The following is a 21,935-nucleotide window of genomic DNA, read 5'->3' as shown; positions in this document are numbered from 1 at the left end:
TAAAAAAACGCCACACATCGTGGCGTTTTTTTATGCACCCTGCACGCCGTCTACAGCAGCTCTTCCGGCGTGAACGGCGCCAGCATCTGAATCCACACGCGCCGGCCCAGGCTCACGTCTGGCTCGTGGTCGGTGACGATCTCCTTGTCGTTCTCGTAGGTGGTCCAGCGCAGGTGGCCATCCGCCTGGGTCACGTGGTAAGCGCTGCTTCGGATCGCCGCGTCGAACAACCGCGCCACCGCCTGTGACAGAACCGGGCTGTGGATGATCAGTCCCGTTTCCGTATTGAGCCCGACTGAACGCGGGTCCACGTTCATCGACCCGACAAAGAGCGTACTGCGGTCAACAATGACCGACTTCACGTGCAAGCTCGCCTGCGCCGACCGGAACGTGCCGAACATCTTCGGTCGATCACCCAGCGTCGGACGCAGTTCATAGAGTTCGACGCCACCATCCAGCAACGCACTACGGTATTTGGCGTAGCCGACATGCACGATGGGCGCATCGGTCGCAGCCAGCGAGTTGGTCAGCACGCGCAAGTGCACGCCGCGTTCCTGCAGGCCCTTGGTCACCGCCATGCCACGCACACCCGGCACAAAATACGGCGAGATCAGGATCACCTCGCGCTGAGCCTGGTCGATCTCGTGCAGCAGGGTTCGGGCGACGCGCTCCTCGCCGGGGGTAACGTCATCGCCAGAAACCTTGGCCGGGCGATCGACCGTCACCCGTGCCGGCGCCCATGCGAGCCGCAGGCGGTTGCGGGCAATCTGATCCGCCAGAAACCAGTCGCGTGTGCCTGGGCGCAAAGGCAATGCATCGGTCTGCGCCGGTGGCTGCCCCGCCAGCGTCGGTACAGGCCCCTGCTGGCCGGGTGCGGCATCCATGTCGATGGGCCGTGTGGGCACCTCAATGTGTTGTGGCAGCGCGGCGGGCTGATCCGGCATCGTCACCGGCGGCGGATAGTTGCCTTCTTTCCGCTCAGGCGGGTGTGCCGTGCTCGGTTCGGGCGCCAGCGCCTCGACGGGATAGGCGAATTCGCTGTTCCAGTACGCATCAAACGCGGCCGACAATTGCCGCACCGCCGGCCCGGCTGCCAGCACATCCAGGTCGACAAAATTGGTGGTCTGGTCCTGCGTGAAGTATTCCGCGCCGAGGTTGCGGCCGCCCGTGACGGCCAGCGCGTTATCGGCGATAAACGCCTTGTTGTGCATGCGCCGGTTGACGCGGCGGAACTCGGCCACACCGCTCAGGTAGCGCGTCAGGTTCGACATGCGGCCGCCCGGAAACGGGTTGAACAGCCGCACATCGATGTTCTTGTGCGACGCAAACTTGAGGAAGGCGAGGTCGCGCCCATCGCTGTGGAGGTCGTCGACCAGCATGCGCACGCGCACGCCGCGCTCGGCGGCTGCCCGCACGTGGCGCATCAGCTCGCGCACGGAGTTGTCGCTCGCGATGATGAAGTACTGCAGATCCAGCGTGCGCTCTGCACGGTCAGCCAGCGTGAGCAACGTGGCATAGGCCTCCTCCCCGGAGGGGATCAGCCGAAAGCCGGACACATCCGCCGACGGCGCCGCAGCTTGTGCCAGACGCCCGAGCGTGGTGGCCGACTCGGCATTGGGCAGCGCCTTGCTGACAGGCCGATCCACATGCTCCGGCAGACTGGCGCAGCCCGCCAGCCACAGCGCAGCCACCCACGCAAACAAAGCCAGCCAAGCGCGGCAAGTCGTGCACGATGGAATCTGCGGGTGCCCTTGCATGTTCGATGGTGTTCTTTTGCTACCGTTGGTCGACAGGACGCCATCTGCACATCAGCATGCGGCGTGCCCCGCCTTCATGTCTGGCGAGACTACGCCAGCCGTACGGCGCCACTGTATCCGTGTTTGTCCGACGCCACTCGGGGCATGTCAGAATGCGCACATCGTCGTGTGTGCCGGGCGCAGGGCCTGTCCTAGTCAAACGCGAGCACGTTTGACTAGAGGACAGGCCCCGGCCTTTTTCTCCTTCTTCGATGCCGACCAGTACCACCGCGTTTTTTGCCACCTTCCTCTTCCTCGTGCACTGCGTGGGCGTGCTCGCGGCCATCCATGCGGTGCTCACCGTGCGCACCTCGCAGGGCGCCATTGCCTGGGCGATCTCGCTGGTCACGCTGCCCGAGTTCACGCTGATCCCCTACCTGATCTTCGGACGCAGCACCTTTGCCGGCTACGTGGACGCCCGCCGCTTCCACAACGCCCGCCTGCGCGAGATCACGCTGTCAGACGACTGGCGCCGCCTGCGCGATCACGAATCCTCCGTCGTCGAACCGCACCACGCGAGCATGCAGGCCTTGCCGCGCCTGACCGGCATGCCCTGCCTGTCGCGCAACCGCGTGCGTCTGCTGGTGAACGGCGCGGAGACCTTCGACGCCATCTTCGCGGCCATCGCGCAGGCCAAGCGCGTACTGATCGTTCAGTTCTTCATCGTGCACGACGACACGCTCGGCCGCCGCCTAGCGGAGCTGATGCTTGAGCGCGCCCGCGCCGGCGTGCGCGTGTACTTCCTGTTCGACAGCATCGGCTGCCACGCCCTGCCCCGCCACTACGTGCAGCGCCTGATCGAGGGCGGCATCCACGCCAAGCCATTTGCCACGCGCGGGGGCTTCGTCAACCGCTTCCAGCTCAACTTCCGCAATCACCGCAAGCTGGTGGTGGTGGATGGCGAGCGCGCCTATGTGGGCGGGCACAACGTGGGCAACGAGTACCTGGGCGAAAAGCCGCCACTCTCGCCGTGGCGCGATACCCATATCGAGATCGTTGGGGCGGCGGTGATGGACCTGCAGCTCACCTTTGCCGAAGACTGGTACTGGGCAGCGAAGGAGGTGCCGCAACTGATCGTGCCCGAACAGCGTCCGGTGGAAGACATGGTCTGCCAGGTGGTCGCCAGCGGCCCGGCCGACAAGCAGGAGACTTGCTCGCTGTTCTTCATGGAGGCCATCCAGTCGGCGCGCAAGCGGCTGTGGATCACCACACCGTATTTCATTCCCGATGAGGCCGTGTTTGCCGCGCTGCGTCTGGCCGTGCTGCGCGGCGTGGATGTGCGCATCCTGATCCCCTCGCGGCCAGACCACCGCGTGGTGTTCCTGGCCTCGACGCTGTACGCGCATCAGGCCATCCGCGCGGGCGTGAAAATCTACCGCTACCTGCCCGGCTTCCTGCACCAGAAAGTTGTGCTGATCGACGACGACGCGGCCGCCGTGGGCAGCGCCAACCTCGACAACCGCTCGTTCCGCCTGAACTTCGAGGTGATGGTCATGACCGCCGACCACCGCTTCGCCAGCGACGTTGCACACATGCTCGAAGCCGACTTTGCGGAAGCCACCCGCATCGGCCGCGACGAATACGAGCGCGCCCACCCGATGCGCCGCGTGATCATGCACGTAGCCAAGCTGTTCGCACCGATCCTGTAGTCGCGCTTCGAATTCACCCGCAAGAAGCGGAGCGCCACAACGCAGCGCCATCCCTAACCTGAAGCCCAACACTTTCAGGACCAGGAGACGTGCGATGCCCGCCCCCCTTGACTCATCGATCGACCGCCTGACTGCCGGCTTCAACCGGCTGGCGGGCTCCAACCTCGCCGCGCAATCCGCCGAGCAGATCGCGCTGGCCGCCATGCCGATGGTGGCGGTGCTCACCCTGCATGCCGATGCCAGTACAGCGAGCTGGCTCCAGGTGGCGCTCACGCTGCCGTTCGTGCTGTTTGCCATCCCCGTTGGGATGCTGGCGGACCGTTGGCCCAAGCGCACGTTGATGGCCGGGGCAGAAGCGGTGCGTGCAGCGGCACTGTTCGGGGTGGCAGGGCTGCTGCTCGCTGGCCAACTGAATCTGACAGCGCTGGTGGTGCTGGGCTTCGTGGCGGTCTGCGGCACGGTGGTGTTCAGTGTGGCGGCACCGGCGTTGGTGCCATCGCTCGTGCCACCGGCGATGCTCTCGCGTGCCAACGGGCGCATCGAACTGGCGCGCACCGTGGCGTTTGCCTGCGGCCCGGCCATCGGTGGCGCGCTGATCGGCTGGACCGGCGCCATGACGGCCTTCGTGCTTGCCGCCGCGCTATCCGTTGGTGCAGCGGCGCTGCTGACGGGCGTACCCTCACCCGCGCCTGCAGCACGGCGCGCGACGCATCCGCTGCGCGACATCGCCGAGGGTGCGCGCTTCGTGTTCCATCACCCGCTGCTGCGGCCGGTGTTCATCACGCAGTGCCTCTTCACGATGTCCTTTTTCATGGTGCTCGCCGTATTCGTGCCGTATGCGGCGCACCGGCTTGGGCTGTCGGCGCAGGCCATCGGGCTCACGCTCGGGATGTACGGTGCGGGCATGGTGATTGGCGCACTGCTCGCTGCACGCATCCTGGCGCGCTGGCGCTTTGGCCATGTGGTGGCAACCGGCCCCGTGTGCGGGCTGGCCGGCGGTGCGTTGCTGGCAGCGACGCTCTGGCAGCCGTGGCCGGCGCTCGCCCATGCGGGGTTCTTCATGCTGGGGTGTGGGCCGATCCTATGGGTGGTCAGCACGACCACGCTGCGCCAGACAGTCACGCCGCCCGCTCTGCTGGCACGCGTGTCGGCGGTGAACGTGATGTCGTACGGTGCACGACCGGTGGGTGCTGCATTGGCGGCATGGTTGGCGGCGCAGGCGGGTATGGGTGCGTGCCTGCTGATGGCGCTGGCCGGCTTTGCGCTACAGCTGTTGTGCATCCTCCAGTCGCCCGCAGTCCGGCTCGCGCGTCAGCCGAGTCCGGATGATGCCGATACTGCGCTCAACCCTGCCTGACGCTATTGCGTCTGCGCATCGCGCCATGCACGCGGCGTCATGCCGAAGTGGGCGACGAACCAGCGCGTGAATGATGCCTGCCGCGTGTACCCCAGCAGCGCCGCCACGCGGCCGATCCGGTAACTCGGGTTGGCCATGTAGCGGACGGCCAGGTTGTGGCGCACCTCCTCCACCAGCTCGGAGAACGTGGCGCCAGCGGACTCCAACTGCCGCTGCAAGGTGCGTGCGCTCAGGTGAAGGTGCTCGGCCACCTGCTCCACCGAGGCACGCTCCAGCGGCAACAGCAGATACACCGCGCGCCGCACTTCCTGCACCACGGCATCCGGCCCCGACACGTTGAGCGGCTCGGCCAGGCTTTCTGCATAACGCACGAGGGCCGGGTCGGCGGCCGGATTGGGCGTCTCCAGATCGGCCGCCACGCAGACGATGCCGTTGAAATCGCTGTCAAACACGATCGGGCAACCGAACACGCGCCGGTGCAGGCTGACATCTGCCGGGGCTGCGTGCGTGAAGTGGATGCCGCGCGGCTTCCAATGCGTGCCCAGCAGCGCACTGCAAATGCGGGCCAGCACACCCACGGCCAACTCGTTGGCCTGACGCAGTGGCACAGGCGTCTCGGTGATGATCTCCTCGCGGATGACCACCATGTCGCCATCCGACTCCAGATAGACCGCCAGCGCCTCGTTCATGAGGTGGCGGTACTGGATGATGGCCTGCAACGCCTCGCGCAGGGTGCGCTTGTGACCCAGCAGCAGGCCGAGCACGCCAAAGTCCAGCTCCTGCCGCGCCTCGGCCATCTGCAGGCCGAGTGTCGGGCATGGCGCACTGGCCGCTGTGACCTCCATCAACTGGCATGTCGCCACCACGGGCACGAGCTGTTCCGTGTCGGCCAGCTTGGCGGGGTCGAGCCCCACCTGCCGCAACGCTTCCTGCGGGTTGAAGCCGAGCCGCCGCACGACCTGAAAATAGCCGTTCAGCGACCGGGCGCGCACCATTGTCTCCATGGATGTCCGCCAATATCCGGGGCCTGATAGGTCCTCTTGGTGTTTACACGGAATGGCGCATAAAGAGAAAAACTTGGCGCCAAATGAGAAATACAACCCTACCGTCTCCCTATAGTGGAGTCCACCAGAGACATCCCCTACAGGAGACACACCGTGCAATTCCTCGATGATTCGCTGCACCCCGAGAACCAGGACAAGGTCGTCATCACCGCTGCGCCGTACGGCCCGGAATGGATGCCGGAAGATTTTCCGGAAGACATCCCCGTCACGATGGAAGAGCAGGTGCAGAAAGCCGTGGATTGCTACAACGCCGGTGCCACCGTGCTGCACCTGCATGTGCGTGAACTGGACGGCAAGGGCAGCAAGCGGCTGTCGAAATTCAACGAGTTGATTGCCGGTGTGCGCGCTGCGGTGCCCGACATGATCATCCAGGTGGGCGGTTCGATCTCGTTTGCGCCGGAAGACGAAGGCCAGGCCGCCAAGTGGCTGTCGGACGACACGCGCCACATGCTGGCCGACCTGACGCCAACGCCCGATCAGGTGACCGTGGCCATCAACACCACGCAGATGAACATCATGGAGCTGCTGTATCCGGAGTATCTGGAAGGCACCTCACTGTCACACCCCGCGCTACAGCAGGCCTACCGCGAGATGACCGTGCCGGCCGGCCCGCAATGGCTGGAGGAACACCTGCGCCGCCTGCAGGCTGCCGGCGTGCAGCCACACTTCCAGCTCACCGGCATCCATGCGATGGAGACGCTGGAGCGCCTGGTGCGCAAGGGCCTCTACAAGGGCCCGCTCAACCTCACGTGGATCGGCATTGGTGGCGGTTTTGACGGCCCCAACCCGTTCAACTTCTTCAACTTCATCCACCGTGCGCCGGACGGCTGCACGCTGACGGCGGAGTCGCTGCTCAAGAACGTGCTGCCGTTCAACATGATGGCCATGGCAATGGGCCTGCACCCGCGCTGCGGCATTGAAGACACCATCATCGACCAGCACGGCAATCGCATGACCTCGGTGCAGCAGATCGAACAATGCGTGCGCGTGGCCAAGGAACTGGGGCGCGAAATCGCCAGTGGCAAGGAGGCGCGCCAGATCTACCGCATCGGCACCTGGTACGACAGCGCCGAGGAAACGCTGGCAGCCCACGGCATGGCCCCCAACCGCACGCCGAATGTGAAGAACCTGCCGCTGCGCGCAGCCTAAACTACAAGACGCACTTTCACCGGGCCCAACACAGGCGGCGCTCAACGCAAGCGCCGCCACTCGGAGACAACCATGAATCTGCATGCCGCCGACCCATGCGCAGACCGTGACGACTACCTCGTCAGCCGCCCCCAGGCGTGGTTTGCGTTTGCGATGACCTTTGCGCTGATGCTGTTCGATTACATCGACCGGCAAGTCATCGTGTCGCTGTTCCCGCATCTGAAGACAGCCTGGGCGCTGTCGGACAAACAACTCGGCGCACTCGTCTCGGTCATCTCGATCGTGGTGGCGGTGGGCGGCTTGCCGGTGGCGCTGCTGGCCGACCGCTTCAGCCGCGTCAAGAGCATCGTCATCATGGCGACGGTGTGGAGCCTGGCCACCATCTCGTGCATGTTCACGCGCAACTACGCGCAGTTGTTCACCGCGCGTGCCATCGTGGGTGTCGGTGAAACCGGCTACGGCTCGGTGGGTGCAGCGCTCATCGCCAGCCTGTTCCCCAAGCGCCTGCGTGCCACGTTGATGGGCGCCTTCTTTGCGGCGGCATCCGTGGGCTCGGTGCTCGGCGTACTGCTCGGCGGTGTGATCGCGGCACGCTGGGGCTGGCAGGCAGCCTTTGGCGTGGTGGGCGTGCCCGGGTTGCTGCTGGCGCTGCTCTATGTGTTTGTGCCGGACTACAAGACGGTGGCGATGGCACCCGGTGCGGCGCAGGCACGGCAGTCCGCTGGCACGCTCCTGCAACGCGTGGCTGGCGCACTCACCAAATCACGCACGCTGTGGTGGACCTGCCTGGGCGCGGCCTTCCAGCTGATCGTTGTATCGACCATCTGGTCGTGGCTGCCGAGCTACCTGAACCGCTACCACGGCACACCGCCGGACCGCGCCGCAATGCAGGCCGCGCTGGTTGTGCTGTGCGGCGCGCTGGGGGCCTTCGTGTGGGGCGTGGTGGCCGACGTGGTGGCAGCGCGCCGTCAGCGCAACCGGCTGATTGCCGTGGCGGTGCTGGCGATCGTGACGCTGCTGGTGTTCACAACGGCTTTCGGCACGACCATGCCGGCCAACCAGCAATTCCTGCTGATCGCCTTCGGCGGCTTCCTGATGACGTGCACGGTGGCGCCAGCCTCCAGCGTGGTGTTCGACGTGGTCCACCCGGGTGTGCGCTCCACAGGGGCTGCGGTGCTCTCGCTGTTCCAGAACCTGTTCGGCCTGGCGATCGGTCCGTTCGTTGGCGGCGCGATGTCCGATGCGTGGGGCCTGCAGACTGCGCTGGCCGTCATGCCGATCTTCGGTGTGGTGGCAGCAGGCTGCTTCCTGCTGGCCGCGCGCAGCTACGAGGCCGAACTGAAACGCGCGGCCAGCGTGCAAGTGGATGCGGGGCCCGCCCTCAGCCCATCTGCGGTGGCCTCTGCATGAGCACCTAGCCCGACTTAACCGCGCGCCGCCTCCCAAGGCACCTCCATCCCCTCTCCGCTTTGACCGCGGCTCGCCCAGCGAGCCGTGCCGGCGGCGCGCACCCCAAACATCTGAAAAAAACCTGGAGATACCCCATGGCAACCGCAGTCCGCTTTCATGAAACCGGCGGCCCCGAGGTCTTGCGCTGCGAGACCGTCGAAGTCGGCCGCCCCGGCCCCGGCCAAGTCCGCCTGCGTCACGAGGCCGTCGGCCTGAACTTTGCCGATACGTACTTCCGCTCCGGCCTGTATCCGGTGCCACTGCCCGCCGGCATGGGCGTTGAAGCGGCAGGCATTGTCGAAGCCGTGGGCGACGGCGTCACCAACGTTGCCGAGGGCGACCGCGTGACCTACACCGGCTTCGTCAACACGCTGGGCGCCTACAGCACCGAGCGCCTGATCCCGGCCGCACCGCTCATCAAGCTGCCGGATGCCATTGCCTGCGAAACCGCCGCCGCCATGACCATGCGCGGCCTGACCTCGGCCTACCTGCTGCGCCGCATCTATCCGTTTGCCAAGGGCGACACCATCCTGCTGCACGCGGCTGCGGGCGGCGTAGGGTTGATCGTCTCGCAGTGGGCCAAGCTGCTCGGGTTGACGGTGATCGGCACCGTATCGAGCGAAGCCAAGGCGGACATCGCCCGTGCACATGGCTGCGACCACGTCATCAATTACGCGCACGAAGACGTCGCCAAGCGCGTGCGCGAGCTGACCGACGGCGTGGGCGTGAACGTGGTGTTCGACAGCGTGGGCAAGGCCACCTTTGACGCCTCGCTCGATTCGCTCAAGCGGCGCGGGCTGATGGTGTGCGTCGGCACGGCCTCGGGCCCGATCCCGCCGTTCAATCCGCAAGTGCTGGCGATGAAGGGCTCGCTGTATATGACGCGCCCGGCGCTGGCGGATTACATCGCCGATCCAGCCGAGAAGGCAGCGCTTGCCGGCGAGCTGTTCGACCACGTCGCAGCCGGCCGCATCCAGATCGAGATCCATCAACGCTACGCGTTGGAGGAGGCTGTGCAGGCGCACCGCGATCTGGAAGCACGCAAGACGACGGGCTCGTCCGTCTTCGTCATCTAAGGCACCGCCATGCGAGTCGAACAACTGACCAACGCGCTGGGCGCAGAACTCATCGGCGTGCAACTGGCCGATGCCATTGAAGACCACGGCCTGTTCAACGAGATCCGCGCGGCGCTGCTCACGCACCGCGTGCTCTTTCTGCGCGACCAGGACTTGAGCCGCGCGCAGCACGTCACCTTTGCGCGCCGCTTTGGCGATCTGGAAGATCATCCCGTGGCCGGCAGCGACCCGGATCACCCCGGCCTCGTGCGCATCTACAAGACGCCCGACCAGCCAAACGACCGCTATGAAAACTGCTGGCACTCCGACACCACGTGGCGCGAAGCACCGCAGTTCGGCGCCGTACTGCGCTGTGTGGAATGCCCACCCGTGGGTGGGGACACCATGTGGGCCAACATGGTGCTGGCCTACGAGCGGCTGCCCGACGATGTGAAGCGCGACATTGCCAACCTGCGCGCACGCCACAGCATCGAAGCCAGCTTTGGTGCCGCCATGCCGATCGAAAAGCGCCTCGCGCTCAAGGCGCAGTACCCCGACCCCGAACACCCCGTGGTACGCACCCATCCGGACACCGACGAGAAGGTGCTGTACGTCAACGGCTTCACCACGCATTTCACCAACTACCACACGCCCGCACGCGTGCGTTACGGACAAGACGCCACCAGCGGCGCGGCAGACCTGTTGCGCTACCTGATCAGCCAGGCGTACATCCCCGAATATCAGGTGCGCTGGCGCTGGAAGCCCAATAGCGTGGCCATCTGGGACAACACCGCCACGCAGCACTACGCGGTCATGGATTACGCGCCGTGCCATCGCAAGATGGAGCGCGCAGGCATTATCGGCAGCAAGCCGTTTTAAAGACTGTCGGGCCAAATCGAGCCCGCGGCAACAACACCAAGAGGAGACCCTGCAACATGAAGAGCAAGCACATCGCCCCCATTGCACCGATCGCACTGCTGGCCTGCGCTGGTGCAGCCTATGCGCAATCGAGCGTGACGCTGTATGGCGTGGTGGATACCAACATCGAATACGCCACCAACCTGCCGGGCGCCACACCCGGCAGTTCGGGCAACCGCGTGTCCATGCAGAGCGGCGGTCTGTCCGGCTCGCGCTGGGGCCTGCGCGGGGTGGAAGACCTGGGCGGTGGCCTGAGCGCGCTCTTCGTGCTGGAGAGCGGCTTTGCGAGCGACACCGGGCAATCGCAGCAAGGGAGCCGTCTGTTCGGCCGCCAGGCTTACGTGGGGCTGAAGAGCAGCACGGTGGGCCAATTCACGTTCGGCCGCCAGTACACAACGCTGTTCCAGTTGCTCGCCAACTTCGAGCCAATGGCATATTCCACGCAGTACGAACCGGCTGCGGTGCAGACGGGTGTCAACTTCCGCTCGGACAACACCGCCATGTATACGGGCACCTTCGGCCCCGTCACCGCACAAGCGCACTGGAGCTTCGGCACGGGCGCGCCGAGCGCCAACCCCACCGGCGGCGGCAACGGCGAGGTGCCCGGGCAAGCCCGTCGCGACAGCGGCTACGGCGCCGGCGTGGCGTACACGGCCGGCCCCATCGGCGCCACGCTGGCGTTTGACCAGTACAACCCGAGCGTGCCGCTGGGCGGCGGCGCGTTCAGCTCAGGCACCGTGCGCAAGGCCGCCATCGCGGGCAGCTATCTGTTTGGTGATGCCATCAAGATCATGGGCGGCTACCGCTGGGGTCAGAACAAGAACACCAACGGCAGCGTGGCCCTGCGCGACGACTACTACTGGGCGGGCGTGAACTACCAGGCGACCAATGCGCTGATGCTGTCGCTGGAGTACTCGTATCAGAAGATCAAGACGATCAACAGCGCGCCATCGACCCAGCCGAACCCGTGGCAGGTGGCCTTCATTGCCGACTACACGCTCTCCAAGCGCACGGACCTGTACCTGAGCACCGCCTACGCGCGCAACGCGGGTCTGGCGCTGGACCAGGCCACGGTAGACCTCAACGCAACGGGTTACGGCCTGGCCTCCGGCAAGACGAGCATGGTCGGCATGGCGGTCGGCATCCGCCACAAGTTCTAAGCGACCTACACCACGGGAGGCGGTTGCCGCCGTCTCCCCGGTCGGCATTCGAGGAGGGCGACCTCCTCGTTTTTTTCTCACCCTACGTTTTCTGCCGATGCAAACTCACACCACTCCGACGATCCTCATGGTGCCCGGCCTGCGGGACCACGTAGCCGACCACTGGCAGACGCTGCTGCAGGCCGCGTTGCAAGCCACTGGATGCAAAGCTGAATCGGTGCCGCCGCTGGAGGCCGACAAGCTCAGTTGCGCGGCGCGCGTGGCGGCGTTGGACAAAGCGGTTTCCGCCATCGACGGGCCCGTGATTCTGGTGGCGCACAGCGCGGGGGTGATGATCACCGTGCATTGGGCGCGGTGTCATGCACGCAGCATTCACGGTGCGCTGCTTGCCACGCCGGCCGATCTGGATACACCGCTGCCCGCGGGCTATCCCACACACGACGTGTTACAGAAGAACGGCTGGCTACCCTGCCCGCGTCGTCCGCTGCCGTTTCCGAGCATCGTCGCGGCCAGCCGCAACGACCCGCTGGCATCGTACGAGCGCATCGCGGGCATGGCCGCCGACTGGGGCAGCCGACTGGTGGATCTGGGGGATGTCGGACACCTGAACCCCGCCGCTGGCTTTGGACCGTGGTTGCAAGCGCAGGCGCTCATCGATGCGTTGCGCTGAATCGGAGGGCGACATGTCGCGCGCTGTCTCGATTCCCGCGACGGAGCTGCCGCCGGGTCAGCGCAGGCTGGTGTTCGTAGAGGGCCGCAGCCTCGTGCTGTTCAACATCAATGGCACGGTCTATGCCATCGACAACACCTGCCCGCATCAAGGGGCATCGCTGGCCGGTGGAAAGCTGGAAGGCACGCGGCTGCAATGTCCGGCACACGGGCTGCACTTCGATTTGGCGGCGAGCGATACAGCCGCGCTGTGCCTCAAGCATTTTCCGGTCAGCACGGCTGACGGCATGCTGACCGTCAAGCTGGAGGACTCGCCACACACGACATAGCGTGGTAGCCAGTACGGCATCACACCATGCGGCGGATGCCGAAGCGTTGGGCGCGGCGCCGCCACACCAAACCGTAGTACGCCCCCTGCATCACGAACATGGCGATGAACGCGGCCGGGTACGCCGCCCAGATGCCATCGGTGCCGATGTGCTTGCTGAGCATCCACGCCACCGGCACTTCCACCGCCGCAATGGCGATGATCGAGATGGCCGTGGGCGCCATCACCGTGCCGCTGGCACGCATCACGCCCGAGAACACGCTCGCCATGCCGAAGATGACCGAGCTCCACAACGAGATATGCAGCAGGCTCTGGGCCAGGCTCATCACCTCCGTGTTCGAGGTGAACCAGCCGATCACGGAGCGCGAGAACAGCAACGCCAGCACCACCAGCAGCCCGGTGATTGCCACGTTGAGCATCAGCCCGGTGCGGGTGATGGCATCGAGCCGATCCGTGTTGCCCGCGCCAATGGCCTGCGCCCCCAGGATCGACGCCGTAATGGCGATCGACATGGCGGGGAACTGCACATAGCTGATGATCTGCGTGCCGGCGCCGTAAGCGGCCGTGGCGTCCGACCCGAAGCTGTTGACGAACGACAGCAGCGCCAGCTCTGCAATCGAGATCACCACAAGCTGAACGCCCGTCGGCACACCGATCTTCAGAACCGTCCTGAGCACGCCAAAGTCCACCCACAGATGTCGTGCCAGCACGGCATCCGGCGCGAGCGGATGGTTGCGGCGGCGCAGGAAGAACGCCAGCCACACCAGGGCAATCGTGAACGAAATGATCGTTGCCACCGCACCGCTTGCCACGCCCAGTTGCGGCAAGCCGAACCAGCCGCGAATGAACGTCGGCGTGAGCACCAGGCCGATCGACGTGGACAGCGCCAGCGTGCGCAGCGGCGTGCGCGTGTCACCCACGCCGCGCATCATCGCGGTGGCAAGCAGGTAGACGAACAGACCCGGCATGGCGTAGAGCATGACGCTGGCGTAGAGCGTGGCGTCCTGCAGGATGTCAGCCGGCGTGCCGAGCCAGCCCAGCAGCGCCTGCGCGAACGGGCCACCCAGCAACGCGACGGCCAAGCCCACGGCAAAACCCACCGACAGCGTGGTGCCCGCCACGGTCTTCACCGCCTCCGGCTTCTTGGCACCCCATGCCTGCCCGATCAGCACCGCCGCGCCCGAGCCCAGCCCGATGATGAAAGCGATGAAGAAAAACAGGATGGGGAAGAACGCCGACACCGCTGCGAGCGCCTTCACACCCAGCATGTGCCCGACGTAGACGTTATTGAGCGTGCCCGACAACGATTGCAGGATGTTGGCCAGGATCAGCGGCCCGAGAAAGGCCACGAAGGTCCGCCACAGCGGACGTGCATTGGGGTGGGTGGTGCTCATGCGGCGTGTTGTCCTTCTTCTTGTGTCGTGGGGGCCGCTGTGCCGAATGCACGGCCGGCAAGCAAGTGAGCATGCTCGCGCACGTCGACGGGCCAGGCTTCTGTACAGGTAACGAAGCGCTCGGCGTCGCCAGCAAACAAGGCACGCAGGGCATCTTCATAGGCAGGGGCATTGCCCGCCATGGCCGAAAGAAAACGATAGGCCACGTCGACTGCCGCGCGCTGGCGATCGCGTGCTTCGCTGGCGCGGCGGGCATCTTCCACCAGCTTGCGCAGCGTGACCGACGCCCCACCGGGCTGCGAGGCCAGCCATTCCCAGTGACGCGGCAGCAGTGTGACTTCGCGCGCGGTCACGCCCAGCTTCGGGCGGCCTGGGCCACGCGGCGGCACGGGTTCGTCGGGAATCTCGGAATCGGATTGGGCAGGAAGCCGGGCAAGGACGTCGTCAACCGAGCCACGCAGGTCAAGCTCGACCACATCGCTGGTCGCGTCGTCAAAGACGAGCACGGCGGCATCGGCATGGCAGTCGATGTAGGTTTTGACCGCCTGTGCAACATCGCGCAAGGGGCCGGCGGCAATACGTCGCCCGCCGGCAAACGCCGTACAGGTCACAACCGATGCGGGATGCATGAACAGGCTCCAGTGAAACGAGGGAGCCGATTCTACCCGGGTTTAATTTGACGTCAATATCTTCCGGGTAGAAATACGTTGTTGCGCAGAATGCGCCACCTACGGGTGACGTTGCGAGCCGATCACGCCGCCTGTTGCACGCGCGCCTCTACCAGCAGGCGCTTGAGCTCCGGCACGCAGGAACCGCAATTGCCGCCCGCCTTCAGGCAAGCCGTGATCTCACCCGTGGATTGCAGACCCTGGGTGCGGATGGCGTCGCAGATGGTGTTGCGGCCCACGCTAAAGCACGAGCACACGGTCGGCCCCACATCCGCACCAGCTTCGATCGGCTGGCCGAGCAGTACGCCTGCACGGTCGAGGTCTTCCAGGCGCGCCTGCGCAAAGAGGCCCGCCAGCCAGTTGCGCGATGGCAGGTCCGGCCGCGGCGAGAGAAACACACAGGCTTCGATACGGTCGTCCACCACATGCACCGCGCGATAGACGCGCGCCGTCTTGTCTTCGTATTCGAGCCAATCGGCATGTGGGTCTGCCACGCCGAGCAGCGCGCGCGCCCAGTCGTGCACCGAATCGAGTTGCTGCCGCCCGGCCAGTTCGTAGCGCACGAACCGCTTGCCCTGGATGCGCGTCCACCACGTTGCGTCATCGGTATCCAGCGCGCGGCGCGAGAGCACGAAGCCATGCCAAGCCACATCAAACGGCTCGACCATCACCGGCGTGTGCTTGAACTCGGGTTCGCCCGATATCGGGTCGACCTCCGGATTGACGACCGCGCCCACGCGTGCGTCTGATGCGAACTGCCCGTTCCAGTGGATCGGCACAAACACGCTGCCACGCACGATGCCGCCCGTCATGCGCACGCGCGCCACGACACTGCCCCAACGCGACGACACACGCGCCAGGCTGCCTTCGCGCACACCGGCCAGCAGCGCGTCGTGCGGGTGCAGATCGACAAACGGTTCGGGCACGTGGTCCGCCAGCTTGGGCGCGCGGCCGGTGCGCGTCATGGTGTGCCACTGGTCGCGCACGCGGCCGGTGTTGAGGATAAGCGGGTAGTCGCCATTGGCCGCATGCGCGGGTGCGCGGGCCGGTGTCGGTACGAAGCGCGCACGGCCATCGGCATGGGCGAAGCGGCCATCGCTGAAGAGGCGCGCTTCGCTGTTACCCGGCTTGGCGATGGGCCATTGCACTGGCGTCATGCCGTTGTAGGCATCGGCATCGAGTCCCGTCAAGCCACCGAGGTGGAATGCACGCCGAACACCTTGCACGCCGCTTGCATCGTTGGCGTAAGCAGACAAGCGCGCGTGCTCATCGAACACGTCGCACGGGCTTTTGAAATCGAAGCCGTCGTAACCCATGCGGCGGGCGACGTCGGCGATGATGTCCCAGTCGGCTCGCGCTTCACCGGGCGCTGGCAGGAAGGCGCGCTGGCGCGAGATACGGCGCTCGGAGTTCGTCACCGTGCCGTCTTTCTCTCCCCAGCCGAGCGCGGGCAAGAGGATGTCGGCCAGCACGGTCGTGTCGGTCGCTTCAACGATGTCGGAGGCGACGACCAGTTCGCACTTGGCCAGCGCACGACGTGCCTGATCGGCATCGGGCAGGCTGACCACGGGGTTGGTGCCCATGATCCACACGGCCTTCACCTGCCCTTCCTCGATGGCGTTGAACAGGTCTACCGCCTTCAGGCCCACCTTGTCGGCCATGCGCGGGGCGTTCCAGAACGTCTGCACCAACGCGCGATGCGCAGGCTCGTTCAGCTCCATGTGCGCGGCCAGCATGTTGGCTAGGCCACCCACTTCGCGCCCGCCCATCGCATTCGGCTGGCCGGTAATCGAGAACGGCCCCATGCCCGCGCGCCCGATACGGCCCGTGAGCAGATGGCAGTTGATAATGCTGTTGACCTTGTCGGTGCCCGCGCTGGACTGATTGACACCCATCGAGAATGCCGTGATGGTCCGTTCTGTGTTGGCAAACCAGCTGTAGAACGTGAGCAGATCGTCCAGCTTGAGCTTGCAGGCCTTGGCGACGGCTTCAACGTCTTCGCTCTCGGTGCCGGCGGCTTGCAGTGCGGCGTCGGGGCCGTTGGTATGCAGCGTGACGAAGTTGCGGTCCACCACGCCGCGCCGCGAAAGGAACGACAGCAGGCCGTTGAACAGCCGAACATCTGTGCCGGGCTTGATGGGCAGGTGCAGGTCCGCCAGTTCGCACGTGGCGGTGTGGCGCGGGTCGACCACCACTACCTTCATCTGCGGCCGCGCTTCTTTTGCGCGCACGATGCGCTGGAACAGGATCGGGTGGCACCAGGCGGTGTTGGAGCCCACTAGCACGATCAGGTCTGCCGCTTCCAGATCGTCGTAGCAGACGGGCACGAGGTCTTCGCCAAACGCGCGCTTGTGCCCGGCCACGGCGGACGACATGCACAGCCGCGAGTTGGTGTCGATGTTGGCGGTGCCGATGAAGCCCTTCATGAGCTTGTTGGCGACGTAGTAGTCCTCGGTCAGCAGTTGGCCGGAGACGTAGAGTGCGACGGCGTCGGGGCCGTGTTCGTCGATGATGCGGCGGAAGCCTTGGGCGATGGTGTTGAGGACCGTGTCCCACGATGTGCGCTGCAATGGCGCGATGGGTGCGTCTAGGTCATGCGAGCGTTTGCGCATGGCTGGGTGGAGCAGACGGCCTTCCAGGCTGACGGTTTCGCCTAGTGCGGAGCCTTTTACGCATAGGCGACCTGCGTTGGCGGGGTGGGTGGGGTCGCCTTTGATGTCGACGGTGCCATCCGGCTGGGGGGTCGCCAGTACGCCGCAGCCGACGCCGCAGTAGGGGCAGGTGGTGCGCACGGCGTCAGTTGTCGGCTGAATAGGGATGGTCTTCATCGTCATTTCCGTGTTGCTCTGTACGCGTTTGGTGCATCCCTTGTTTCATCCCCTGCCGGGGCTGACTCACTTTCTTTGTCTTGCCAAAGAAAGTAAGCAAAGAAAGGCGCGCCCGAGATGGCGACCCATCCCTTGAGTTTTCGTAACCGGGCGGGGAAGGAGGCAAACTCGCTTCGCTCAAACAGGCCTCCTTCCTTTTTCCGCCCGCTTACAAAAATTCAAGGCGCCATCTAGGGCAGGAACGGCCATACCGTCTGTTTGCGAGAAGTGTCGCGGTCTCGTGTCTTGCCTGTGTGCATTACGCTGCCTCCGCTTCGCATAGCGCGCGGCCGAACAATAGGCGCTGGCGGATTGGGGTGATGGGGGTCTGGCGCTGGATCAGGTCGAAGTACCACGGGCCATCCGCCACGTCGCCGTACAGCACCGCGCCGACCACGCGGTCGTCCTTCAGCACCAGGCGCTTGTAGACGCCACGGCGTGGGTCGCGCAGGACGATGTCTTCGGTACCCTCGCCGCCGATGAAGTCGCCAGCGGAGTAGAGGTCGACGCCGGTCACTTTCAGCTTGGTCGCCGTGGCTTGTTGGATGTAGCGGCGGTGGCCGGCACCGGCAAGGTGTGCGGCGCAGACGCGGGCCTGGTCCCAGATGGGGGCGACGAGGCCAAAGATGGCGCTGCGGTGCTGCACGCATTCGCCTACGGCGTAGATGCGGGGGTCGTAGGTTTGCAGTGTGTCGTCGACGACGATGGCGCGTTCGCAGTGCAGGCCGGCGGCCTTGGCGAGGTCGATGTTCGGGCGCACGCCGGCGGTCATGACGACGAGGTCGGCGGGGATTTGCGTGCCGTCTTTGAAGCGCACGGCTGTCACGCGATCCGTGCCGAGCAGTTCTGCCGTGTGCGCGCCGAGCAGGAAGCGCAGGCCCTTGGCCTCCAGTGCCTTCTGCAGCAGCTGCGCGGCGGGTTTGTCGAGCTGGCGTTCCATGAGCGTGTCGGGCAGGTGCACAACCGTCACGTCCATGCCCTGCCGCATCAAGCCGTTGGCCGCCTCCAGGCCGAGCAGGCCGCCGCCGATGACGACTGCATGCCGATGGTTGCGCGCGGCTTCCAGCATCGTCTCCACGTCTTGGATGTCGCGGAAGGCGATCACGCCGGGCAGCAAGTGCCCCGGCACCGGCAGGATGAACGGCCGCGAGCCGGTGGCGATCAGGAGGCGGTCGTACTGCATTTCCACGCCGCCGCGCGAGCGCAGCGTGCGGCGCGGGCGGTCGATACTCACCACCGGGTCGCCCGCGTGCAGCGTGATGTGGTTCTGCGCGTACCACTCACGCGTGTTGAGCATGATGTCGTCGACTTGCTTCTCACCTGCAAGCACCGGCGAGAGCAGGATGCGGTTGTAGTTGCCGTGCGGCTCTTCGCCGAACACGGTGATGTCGTACAGGTTCGGCGCCAGCTTGAGCAGCTCTTCGACCGTGCGCATGCCGGCCATGCCGTTGCCGATGACGACGAGCTTGGGGCGCACGGTCGTCATCGTTACACCCCCACCCAGACGGTGCCGTTTTCTACCTTGGTGGCGTACGCGTGCACCGAGTTGACCGGTGCCTCCAGGCACTCCCCTGTTGCCAGGTCAAAGTGCTGCTTGTAGATCGGAGAGGCGACGACGATGCGATCCCCCAGGTTGCCGACCAGTCCGCGCGAGAGCACAGCCGCATCGGCGTTTGGGTCGTAGTTGCCTATGGCGTAGACCCGCTGCGGCGCACTGCCCGCAACGTGGAAAACGGCGACCTGCTCGCCCTCCACCAGCGCGCACACGCCGGTGTTGGGCACGATGTCGTTCAGCGAGCAAACGGGGGTCCAGCGGGATGCTTGCATGATGGGCTCCTCTCTCAAGCGGCTTCCGCAACAACGGGAATGCGCACGGGGCGTGTCTTCGTACGCTCCTCCACCGTGGCGGGGCGGATCTGCCCGCGCTCTTCCACGAAGACGACGTTGGTGTCCTTCGCGTCGCTGTTGACGAAGTGGCGGAAGCGCTTGCGCACCTCGGGGTTGGTCACGGCGGTCTTCCATTCGTCCTGGTAGGTGTCGACCACGTGCTGCATTTCGGCTTCGAGTTCTGCCGCAATGCCCAGCTTGTCGTTGATGACCACGTCCTTCAGGTAGTCCAAGCCGCCTTCGAGGTTGTCGCGCCACGTGCTGGTGCGTTGCAGGCGGTCGGCGGTGCGTACGTAGAACATCAGGAAGCGGTCGACGTACTTGATGAGCGTTTCCTGGTCGAGGTCAGCGGCCAGCAGTTCAGCATGACGGGGCTTCATGCCGCCGTTGCCGCACACGTACAGGTTCCAGCCCTTTTCGGTGGCGATGATGCCGACGTCCTTGCCTTGCGCTTCCGCGCATTCGCGCGTGCAGCCCGATACGCCAAACTTGATCTTGTGCGGCGAGCGCAGGCCCTTGTAGCGGTTCTCCAGCGCCACTGCAAAACCCACCGAATCACCCACGCCATACCGGCACCACGTGGAGCCCACGCACGACTTCACCGTACGCAGCGATTTGCCATACGCATGGCCCGATTCAAAGCCGGCGGCGATCAGCTCTTCCCAGATCAGCGGCAGTTGCTCCAGGCGCGCGCCGAACAGGTCCACGCGCTGACCGCCGGTGATCTTGGTGTACAGGCCGTACTTCTTGGCGACCTGGCCCACGGCGATCAGGCCGTCTGCTGTCACTTCGCCGCCCGGCATGCGCGGCACCACGGAATACGTGCCGTCCTTCTGGATGTTGGCGAGGAAGTAGTCGTTGGAATCCTGGAGGCTGGCGTGTTCCTTCTTGAGCACGAAGTCGTTCCAGCACGAAGCGAGGATGCTCGCCACGGCCGGCTTGCAGATGTCGCAGCCCATGCCGTGGCCGTGCGCTTCCAGCAGTGCCCCGAACGATTCGATACGGCCCACGCGTACCAGGTGATACAGCTCCTGACGCGAATACGGGAAGTGCTCGCAGATATGGTTGTTGACGGCCCGGCCCTGCTTCTTCATCTCGGCCTTCATCACCTGCGTCATCAGCGGCACGCAGCCGCCGCACGAGGTGCCGGCCTTGGTCGCATCCTTGAGCGCACCGACGGAGGTGGCGCCACCGCATACGGCCTGGCACAGCGCGCCCTTCGACACGTCGTTGCACGAGCAAATCTGCGCGCTGTCGGGCAGCGCATCCACACCCAGTGCCGGGCGCGCATTGCCATCGGCCTGCGGCAGGATCAGGAATTCGGGCGCCTCGGGCAGTTCGATGCGGTTGAGCATCATCTGCAGCAACGTGCCGTATTCGGCTGCGTCGCCCACCAGCACGCCGCCCAGCAGGTACTTGCCGTCTTCCGACACCACCAGCTTTTTGTAGATCTGCTTGCGTTCATCGGTGAACTGCACGCTGCGGCTGCCCGGCGTGGTGCCTTGCGCATCGCCCAGGCTGGCCACGTCCACGCCCATCAGCTTGAGCTTGGTGCTCATGTCGGCACCGTTGAACTCGGTCGCGTCATCGGCGGCCAGAATCTGCTTGGCGGTGATGCGCGCCATCTCGTAGCCCGGCGCCACCAGACCATAGACCTTCCCGCCCCACAGTGCGCATTCGCCAATCGCGTACACATCCGGCGCGGAGGTTCGGCATTCGGAGTCGATCACGATGCCGCCGCGCTCGCCCACTTGCAGGCCGCAGGCGCGTGCCAGTTCGTCACGCGGGCGAATGCCGGCGGAGAAGACGACCATGTCGGCTTCCAGGTGCGCGCCATCGGCAAAGTTGAGGCGGTGCGTACACGCTTCCCCGTCGACGATCTCCACCGTGTTCTTTTGCGTGTGGACCGTCACGCCCAGGTCTTCGATCTTCCGGCGCAGCATGCGACCGCCGCCGTCGTCCACCTGCATCGCCATCAGGCGGCCGGCAAACTCGACCACGTGCGTTTGCAGGTTCATGTCGCGCAGGGCCTTGGCGCATTCCAGGCCCAGCAGACCGCCGCCGATCACCACGCCAGTCTTGGCGCGCTGGCCGCATTCGGCCATCGCTTCAAGGTCTTCGATGGTGCGGTAGACGAAGCAGTCCGTGCGGTCCTTGCCCGGCACGGGCGGCACGAACGGTGACGAGCCGGAGGCGATCACCAGTTTGTCGTACGGCAGCACCTCGCCGGTGGAGGCCGTCACCGTTTTGGCCGTGGTATCGATGGCGGTGGCACGGGCGTTGAGTTTGAGGACCACGTCATCGCGATCGAAGAAACCGGGGGCCACCAGCGAGAGGTCTTCCGCTGTCTTGCCCGTGAAGAATTCCGACAGGTGCACGCGGTCGTACGCGGGACGCGGCTCTTCACACAGCACCGTCACTTGCAGGTGGTGGTCTGGCGCGTGCAGCAGGCTCTCCAGAAACTTGTGGCCCACCATTCCGTGGCCGATGACAACGATCTTCATGGTCATGGTGATGTTTTCCGT

17 protein-coding genes are annotated in these 21,935 nt (G+C 65.4%); 9 read left to right on the top strand and 8 right to left on the bottom strand.

The features are described 5' to 3' along the window. Positions 1 to 50: 50 nt before the first annotated feature. Positions 51 to 1,757 (bottom strand): phospholipase D-like domain-containing protein, encoded by a 1,707-nt coding sequence (locus V6657_RS23040; protein ID WP_048935818.1) that lies wholly within the window; start codon positions 1,755 to 1,757, stop codon positions 51 to 53. 251 nt (positions 1,758 to 2,008) lie between these two features. Between V6657_RS23040 and cls the strand changes: the two genes are divergently transcribed. After that, positions 2,009 to 3,445, top strand: coding sequence for a cardiolipin synthase (cls, locus tag V6657_RS23035; protein WP_048935817.1), 1,437 nt, complete (start codon positions 2,009 to 2,011; stop codon positions 3,443 to 3,445). Positions 3,446 to 3,539: 94 nt separating this feature from the next. Next, entirely contained in the window at positions 3,540 to 4,802 is a 1,263-nt protein-coding gene (locus V6657_RS23030; protein WP_048935816.1) for an MFS transporter, read from the top strand. 2 nt (positions 4,803 to 4,804) lie between these two features. Here V6657_RS23030 and V6657_RS23025 read toward each other — a convergent pair whose 3' ends face one another. Further along, the gene (locus V6657_RS23025; protein WP_048935815.1) at positions 4,805 to 5,806 is read right to left on the bottom strand and encodes an AraC family transcriptional regulator; all 1,002 of its coding nucleotides are present in this window, start codon (positions 5,804 to 5,806) and stop codon (positions 4,805 to 4,807) included. A gap of 153 nt (positions 5,807 to 5,959) precedes the next feature. Here V6657_RS23025 and V6657_RS23020 point away from each other — a divergent pair, with 153 nt between their 5' ends. The 7 genes from V6657_RS23020 (at position 5,960) to V6657_RS22990 (ending at position 12,595) form a co-directional block, all read left to right on the top strand. Then, positions 5,960 to 7,015: a 3-keto-5-aminohexanoate cleavage protein gene (locus V6657_RS23020; protein WP_048935814.1), complete on the top strand. Its 1,056-nt coding sequence runs from the start codon at positions 5,960 to 5,962 to the stop codon at positions 7,013 to 7,015. A gap of 72 nt (positions 7,016 to 7,087) precedes the next feature. After that, a complete protein-coding gene (locus tag V6657_RS23015; protein ID WP_048935813.1) occupies positions 7,088 to 8,425 on the top strand; it encodes an MFS transporter in 1,338 nt (445 codons plus the stop codon). Between the two features lie 134 nt (positions 8,426 to 8,559). After that, a complete protein-coding gene (locus tag V6657_RS23010) occupies positions 8,560 to 9,540 on the top strand; it encodes a quinone oxidoreductase (protein WP_048935812.1) in 981 nt (326 codons plus the stop codon). 9 nt (positions 9,541 to 9,549) lie between these two features. Next, positions 9,550 to 10,398 carry a TauD/TfdA family dioxygenase gene (locus tag V6657_RS23005; protein ID WP_048935811.1) on the top strand — a complete coding sequence of 283 codons (849 nt, stop codon included), beginning with the start codon at positions 9,550 to 9,552 and terminating at the stop codon, positions 10,396 to 10,398. Positions 10,399 to 10,454: 56 nt separating this feature from the next. Further along, a complete protein-coding gene (locus V6657_RS23000) occupies positions 10,455 to 11,597 on the top strand; it encodes a porin (protein ID WP_048935810.1) in 1,143 nt (380 codons plus the stop codon). A 97-nt stretch (positions 11,598 to 11,694) separates the two neighbouring features. Continuing rightward, positions 11,695 to 12,267: an alpha/beta hydrolase gene (locus tag V6657_RS22995; RefSeq protein WP_048935809.1), complete on the top strand. Its 573-nt coding sequence runs from the start codon at positions 11,695 to 11,697 to the stop codon at positions 12,265 to 12,267. A 13-nt stretch (positions 12,268 to 12,280) separates the two neighbouring features. After that, complete coding sequence (locus V6657_RS22990; protein ID WP_048935945.1) at positions 12,281 to 12,595, top strand: Rieske (2Fe-2S) protein; 315 nt, start codon at positions 12,281 to 12,283, stop codon at positions 12,593 to 12,595. Positions 12,596 to 12,614: 19 nt separating this feature from the next. On the opposite strand, the gene V6657_RS22985 is transcribed toward V6657_RS22990, so the two are convergent. The 6 genes from V6657_RS22985 to nirB all read right to left on the bottom strand — a co-directional run bounded on the left by V6657_RS22985 (position 12,615) and on the right by nirB (position 21,920). Continuing rightward, positions 12,615 to 13,988, bottom strand: coding sequence for an MATE family efflux transporter (locus V6657_RS22985; protein WP_048935808.1), 1,374 nt, complete (start codon positions 13,986 to 13,988; stop codon positions 12,615 to 12,617). Further along, complete coding sequence (locus tag V6657_RS22980) at positions 13,985 to 14,617, bottom strand: DUF2239 family protein (protein ID WP_338755245.1); 633 nt, start codon at positions 14,615 to 14,617, stop codon at positions 13,985 to 13,987. The genes V6657_RS22985 and V6657_RS22980 overlap by 4 nt, the downstream gene beginning before the upstream one ends. 122 nt (positions 14,618 to 14,739) lie before the next feature. Continuing rightward, on the bottom strand, positions 14,740 to 17,490 hold the full coding sequence (locus tag V6657_RS22975; protein WP_048935806.1) for a nitrate reductase: 2,751 nt from the start codon (positions 17,488 to 17,490) through the stop codon (positions 14,740 to 14,742). A 292-nt stretch (positions 17,491 to 17,782) separates the two neighbouring features. Then, positions 17,783 to 19,009: an FAD-dependent oxidoreductase gene (locus tag V6657_RS22970; RefSeq protein ID WP_053166426.1), complete on the bottom strand. Its 1,227-nt coding sequence runs from the start codon at positions 19,007 to 19,009 to the stop codon at positions 17,783 to 17,785. A gap of 2 nt (positions 19,010 to 19,011) precedes the next feature. After that, on the bottom strand, positions 19,012 to 19,350 hold the full coding sequence (gene nirD, locus V6657_RS22965; RefSeq protein ID WP_048935805.1) for a nitrite reductase small subunit NirD: 339 nt from the start codon (positions 19,348 to 19,350) through the stop codon (positions 19,012 to 19,014). A gap of 14 nt (positions 19,351 to 19,364) precedes the next feature. Continuing rightward, on the bottom strand, positions 19,365 to 21,920 hold the full coding sequence (gene nirB / locus V6657_RS22960) for a nitrite reductase large subunit NirB (protein WP_082170320.1): 2,556 nt from the start codon (positions 21,918 to 21,920) through the stop codon (positions 19,365 to 19,367). Between the last annotated feature and the right edge of the window lie 15 nt (positions 21,921 to 21,935).

This window comes from Ralstonia sp. RRA, from assembly GCF_037023145.1.
Taxonomy (GTDB): domain Bacteria; phylum Pseudomonadota; class Gammaproteobacteria; order Burkholderiales; family Burkholderiaceae; genus Ralstonia.
This window is presented reverse-complemented; position numbering and strand designations above follow the sequence as displayed.

What these genes read in the sequence shown, in the direction of transcription:
- V6657_RS23040 (WP_048935818.1), bottom strand. Translation starts at nt 1,757, where the DNA reads ATGCAAGGGCACCCGCAGATTCCATCGTGCACGACTTGCCGCGCTTGG.
- cls (WP_048935817.1), top strand. Translation starts at nt 2,009, where the DNA reads ATGCCGACCAGTACCACCGCGTTTTTTGCCACCTTCCTCTTCCTCGTG.
- V6657_RS23030 (WP_048935816.1), top strand. Translation starts at nt 3,540, where the DNA reads ATGCCCGCCCCCCTTGACTCATCGATCGACCGCCTGACTGCCGGCTTC.
- V6657_RS23025 (WP_048935815.1), bottom strand. Translation starts at nt 5,806, where the DNA reads ATGGAGACAATGGTGCGCGCCCGGTCGCTGAACGGCTATTTTCAGGTC.
- V6657_RS23015 (WP_048935813.1), top strand. Translation starts at nt 7,088, where the DNA reads ATGAATCTGCATGCCGCCGACCCATGCGCAGACCGTGACGACTACCTC.
- V6657_RS23010 (WP_048935812.1), top strand. Translation starts at nt 8,560, where the DNA reads ATGGCAACCGCAGTCCGCTTTCATGAAACCGGCGGCCCCGAGGTCTTG.
- V6657_RS23005 (WP_048935811.1), top strand. Translation starts at nt 9,550, where the DNA reads ATGCGAGTCGAACAACTGACCAACGCGCTGGGCGCAGAACTCATCGGC.
- V6657_RS23000 (WP_048935810.1), top strand. Translation starts at nt 10,455, where the DNA reads ATGAAGAGCAAGCACATCGCCCCCATTGCACCGATCGCACTGCTGGCC.
- V6657_RS22995 (WP_048935809.1), top strand. Translation starts at nt 11,695, where the DNA reads ATGCAAACTCACACCACTCCGACGATCCTCATGGTGCCCGGCCTGCGG.
- V6657_RS22990 (WP_048935945.1), top strand. Translation starts at nt 12,281, where the DNA reads ATGTCGCGCGCTGTCTCGATTCCCGCGACGGAGCTGCCGCCGGGTCAG.
- V6657_RS22985 (WP_048935808.1), bottom strand. Translation starts at nt 13,988, where the DNA reads ATGAGCACCACCCACCCCAATGCACGTCCGCTGTGGCGGACCTTCGTG.
- V6657_RS22980 (WP_338755245.1), bottom strand. Translation starts at nt 14,617, where the DNA reads ATGCATCCCGCATCGGTTGTGACCTGTACGGCGTTTGCCGGCGGGCGA.
- V6657_RS22975 (WP_048935806.1), bottom strand. Translation starts at nt 17,490, where the DNA reads ATGACGATGAAGACCATCCCTATTCAGCCGACAACTGACGCCGTGCGC.
- V6657_RS22970 (WP_053166426.1), bottom strand. Translation starts at nt 19,009, where the DNA reads ATGACGACCGTGCGCCCCAAGCTCGTCGTCATCGGCAACGGCATGGCC.
- nirD (WP_048935805.1), bottom strand. Translation starts at nt 19,350, where the DNA reads ATGCAAGCATCCCGCTGGACCCCCGTTTGCTCGCTGAACGACATCGTG.
- nirB (WP_082170320.1), bottom strand. Translation starts at nt 21,920, where the DNA reads ATGACCATGAAGATCGTTGTCATCGGCCACGGAATGGTGGGCCACAAG.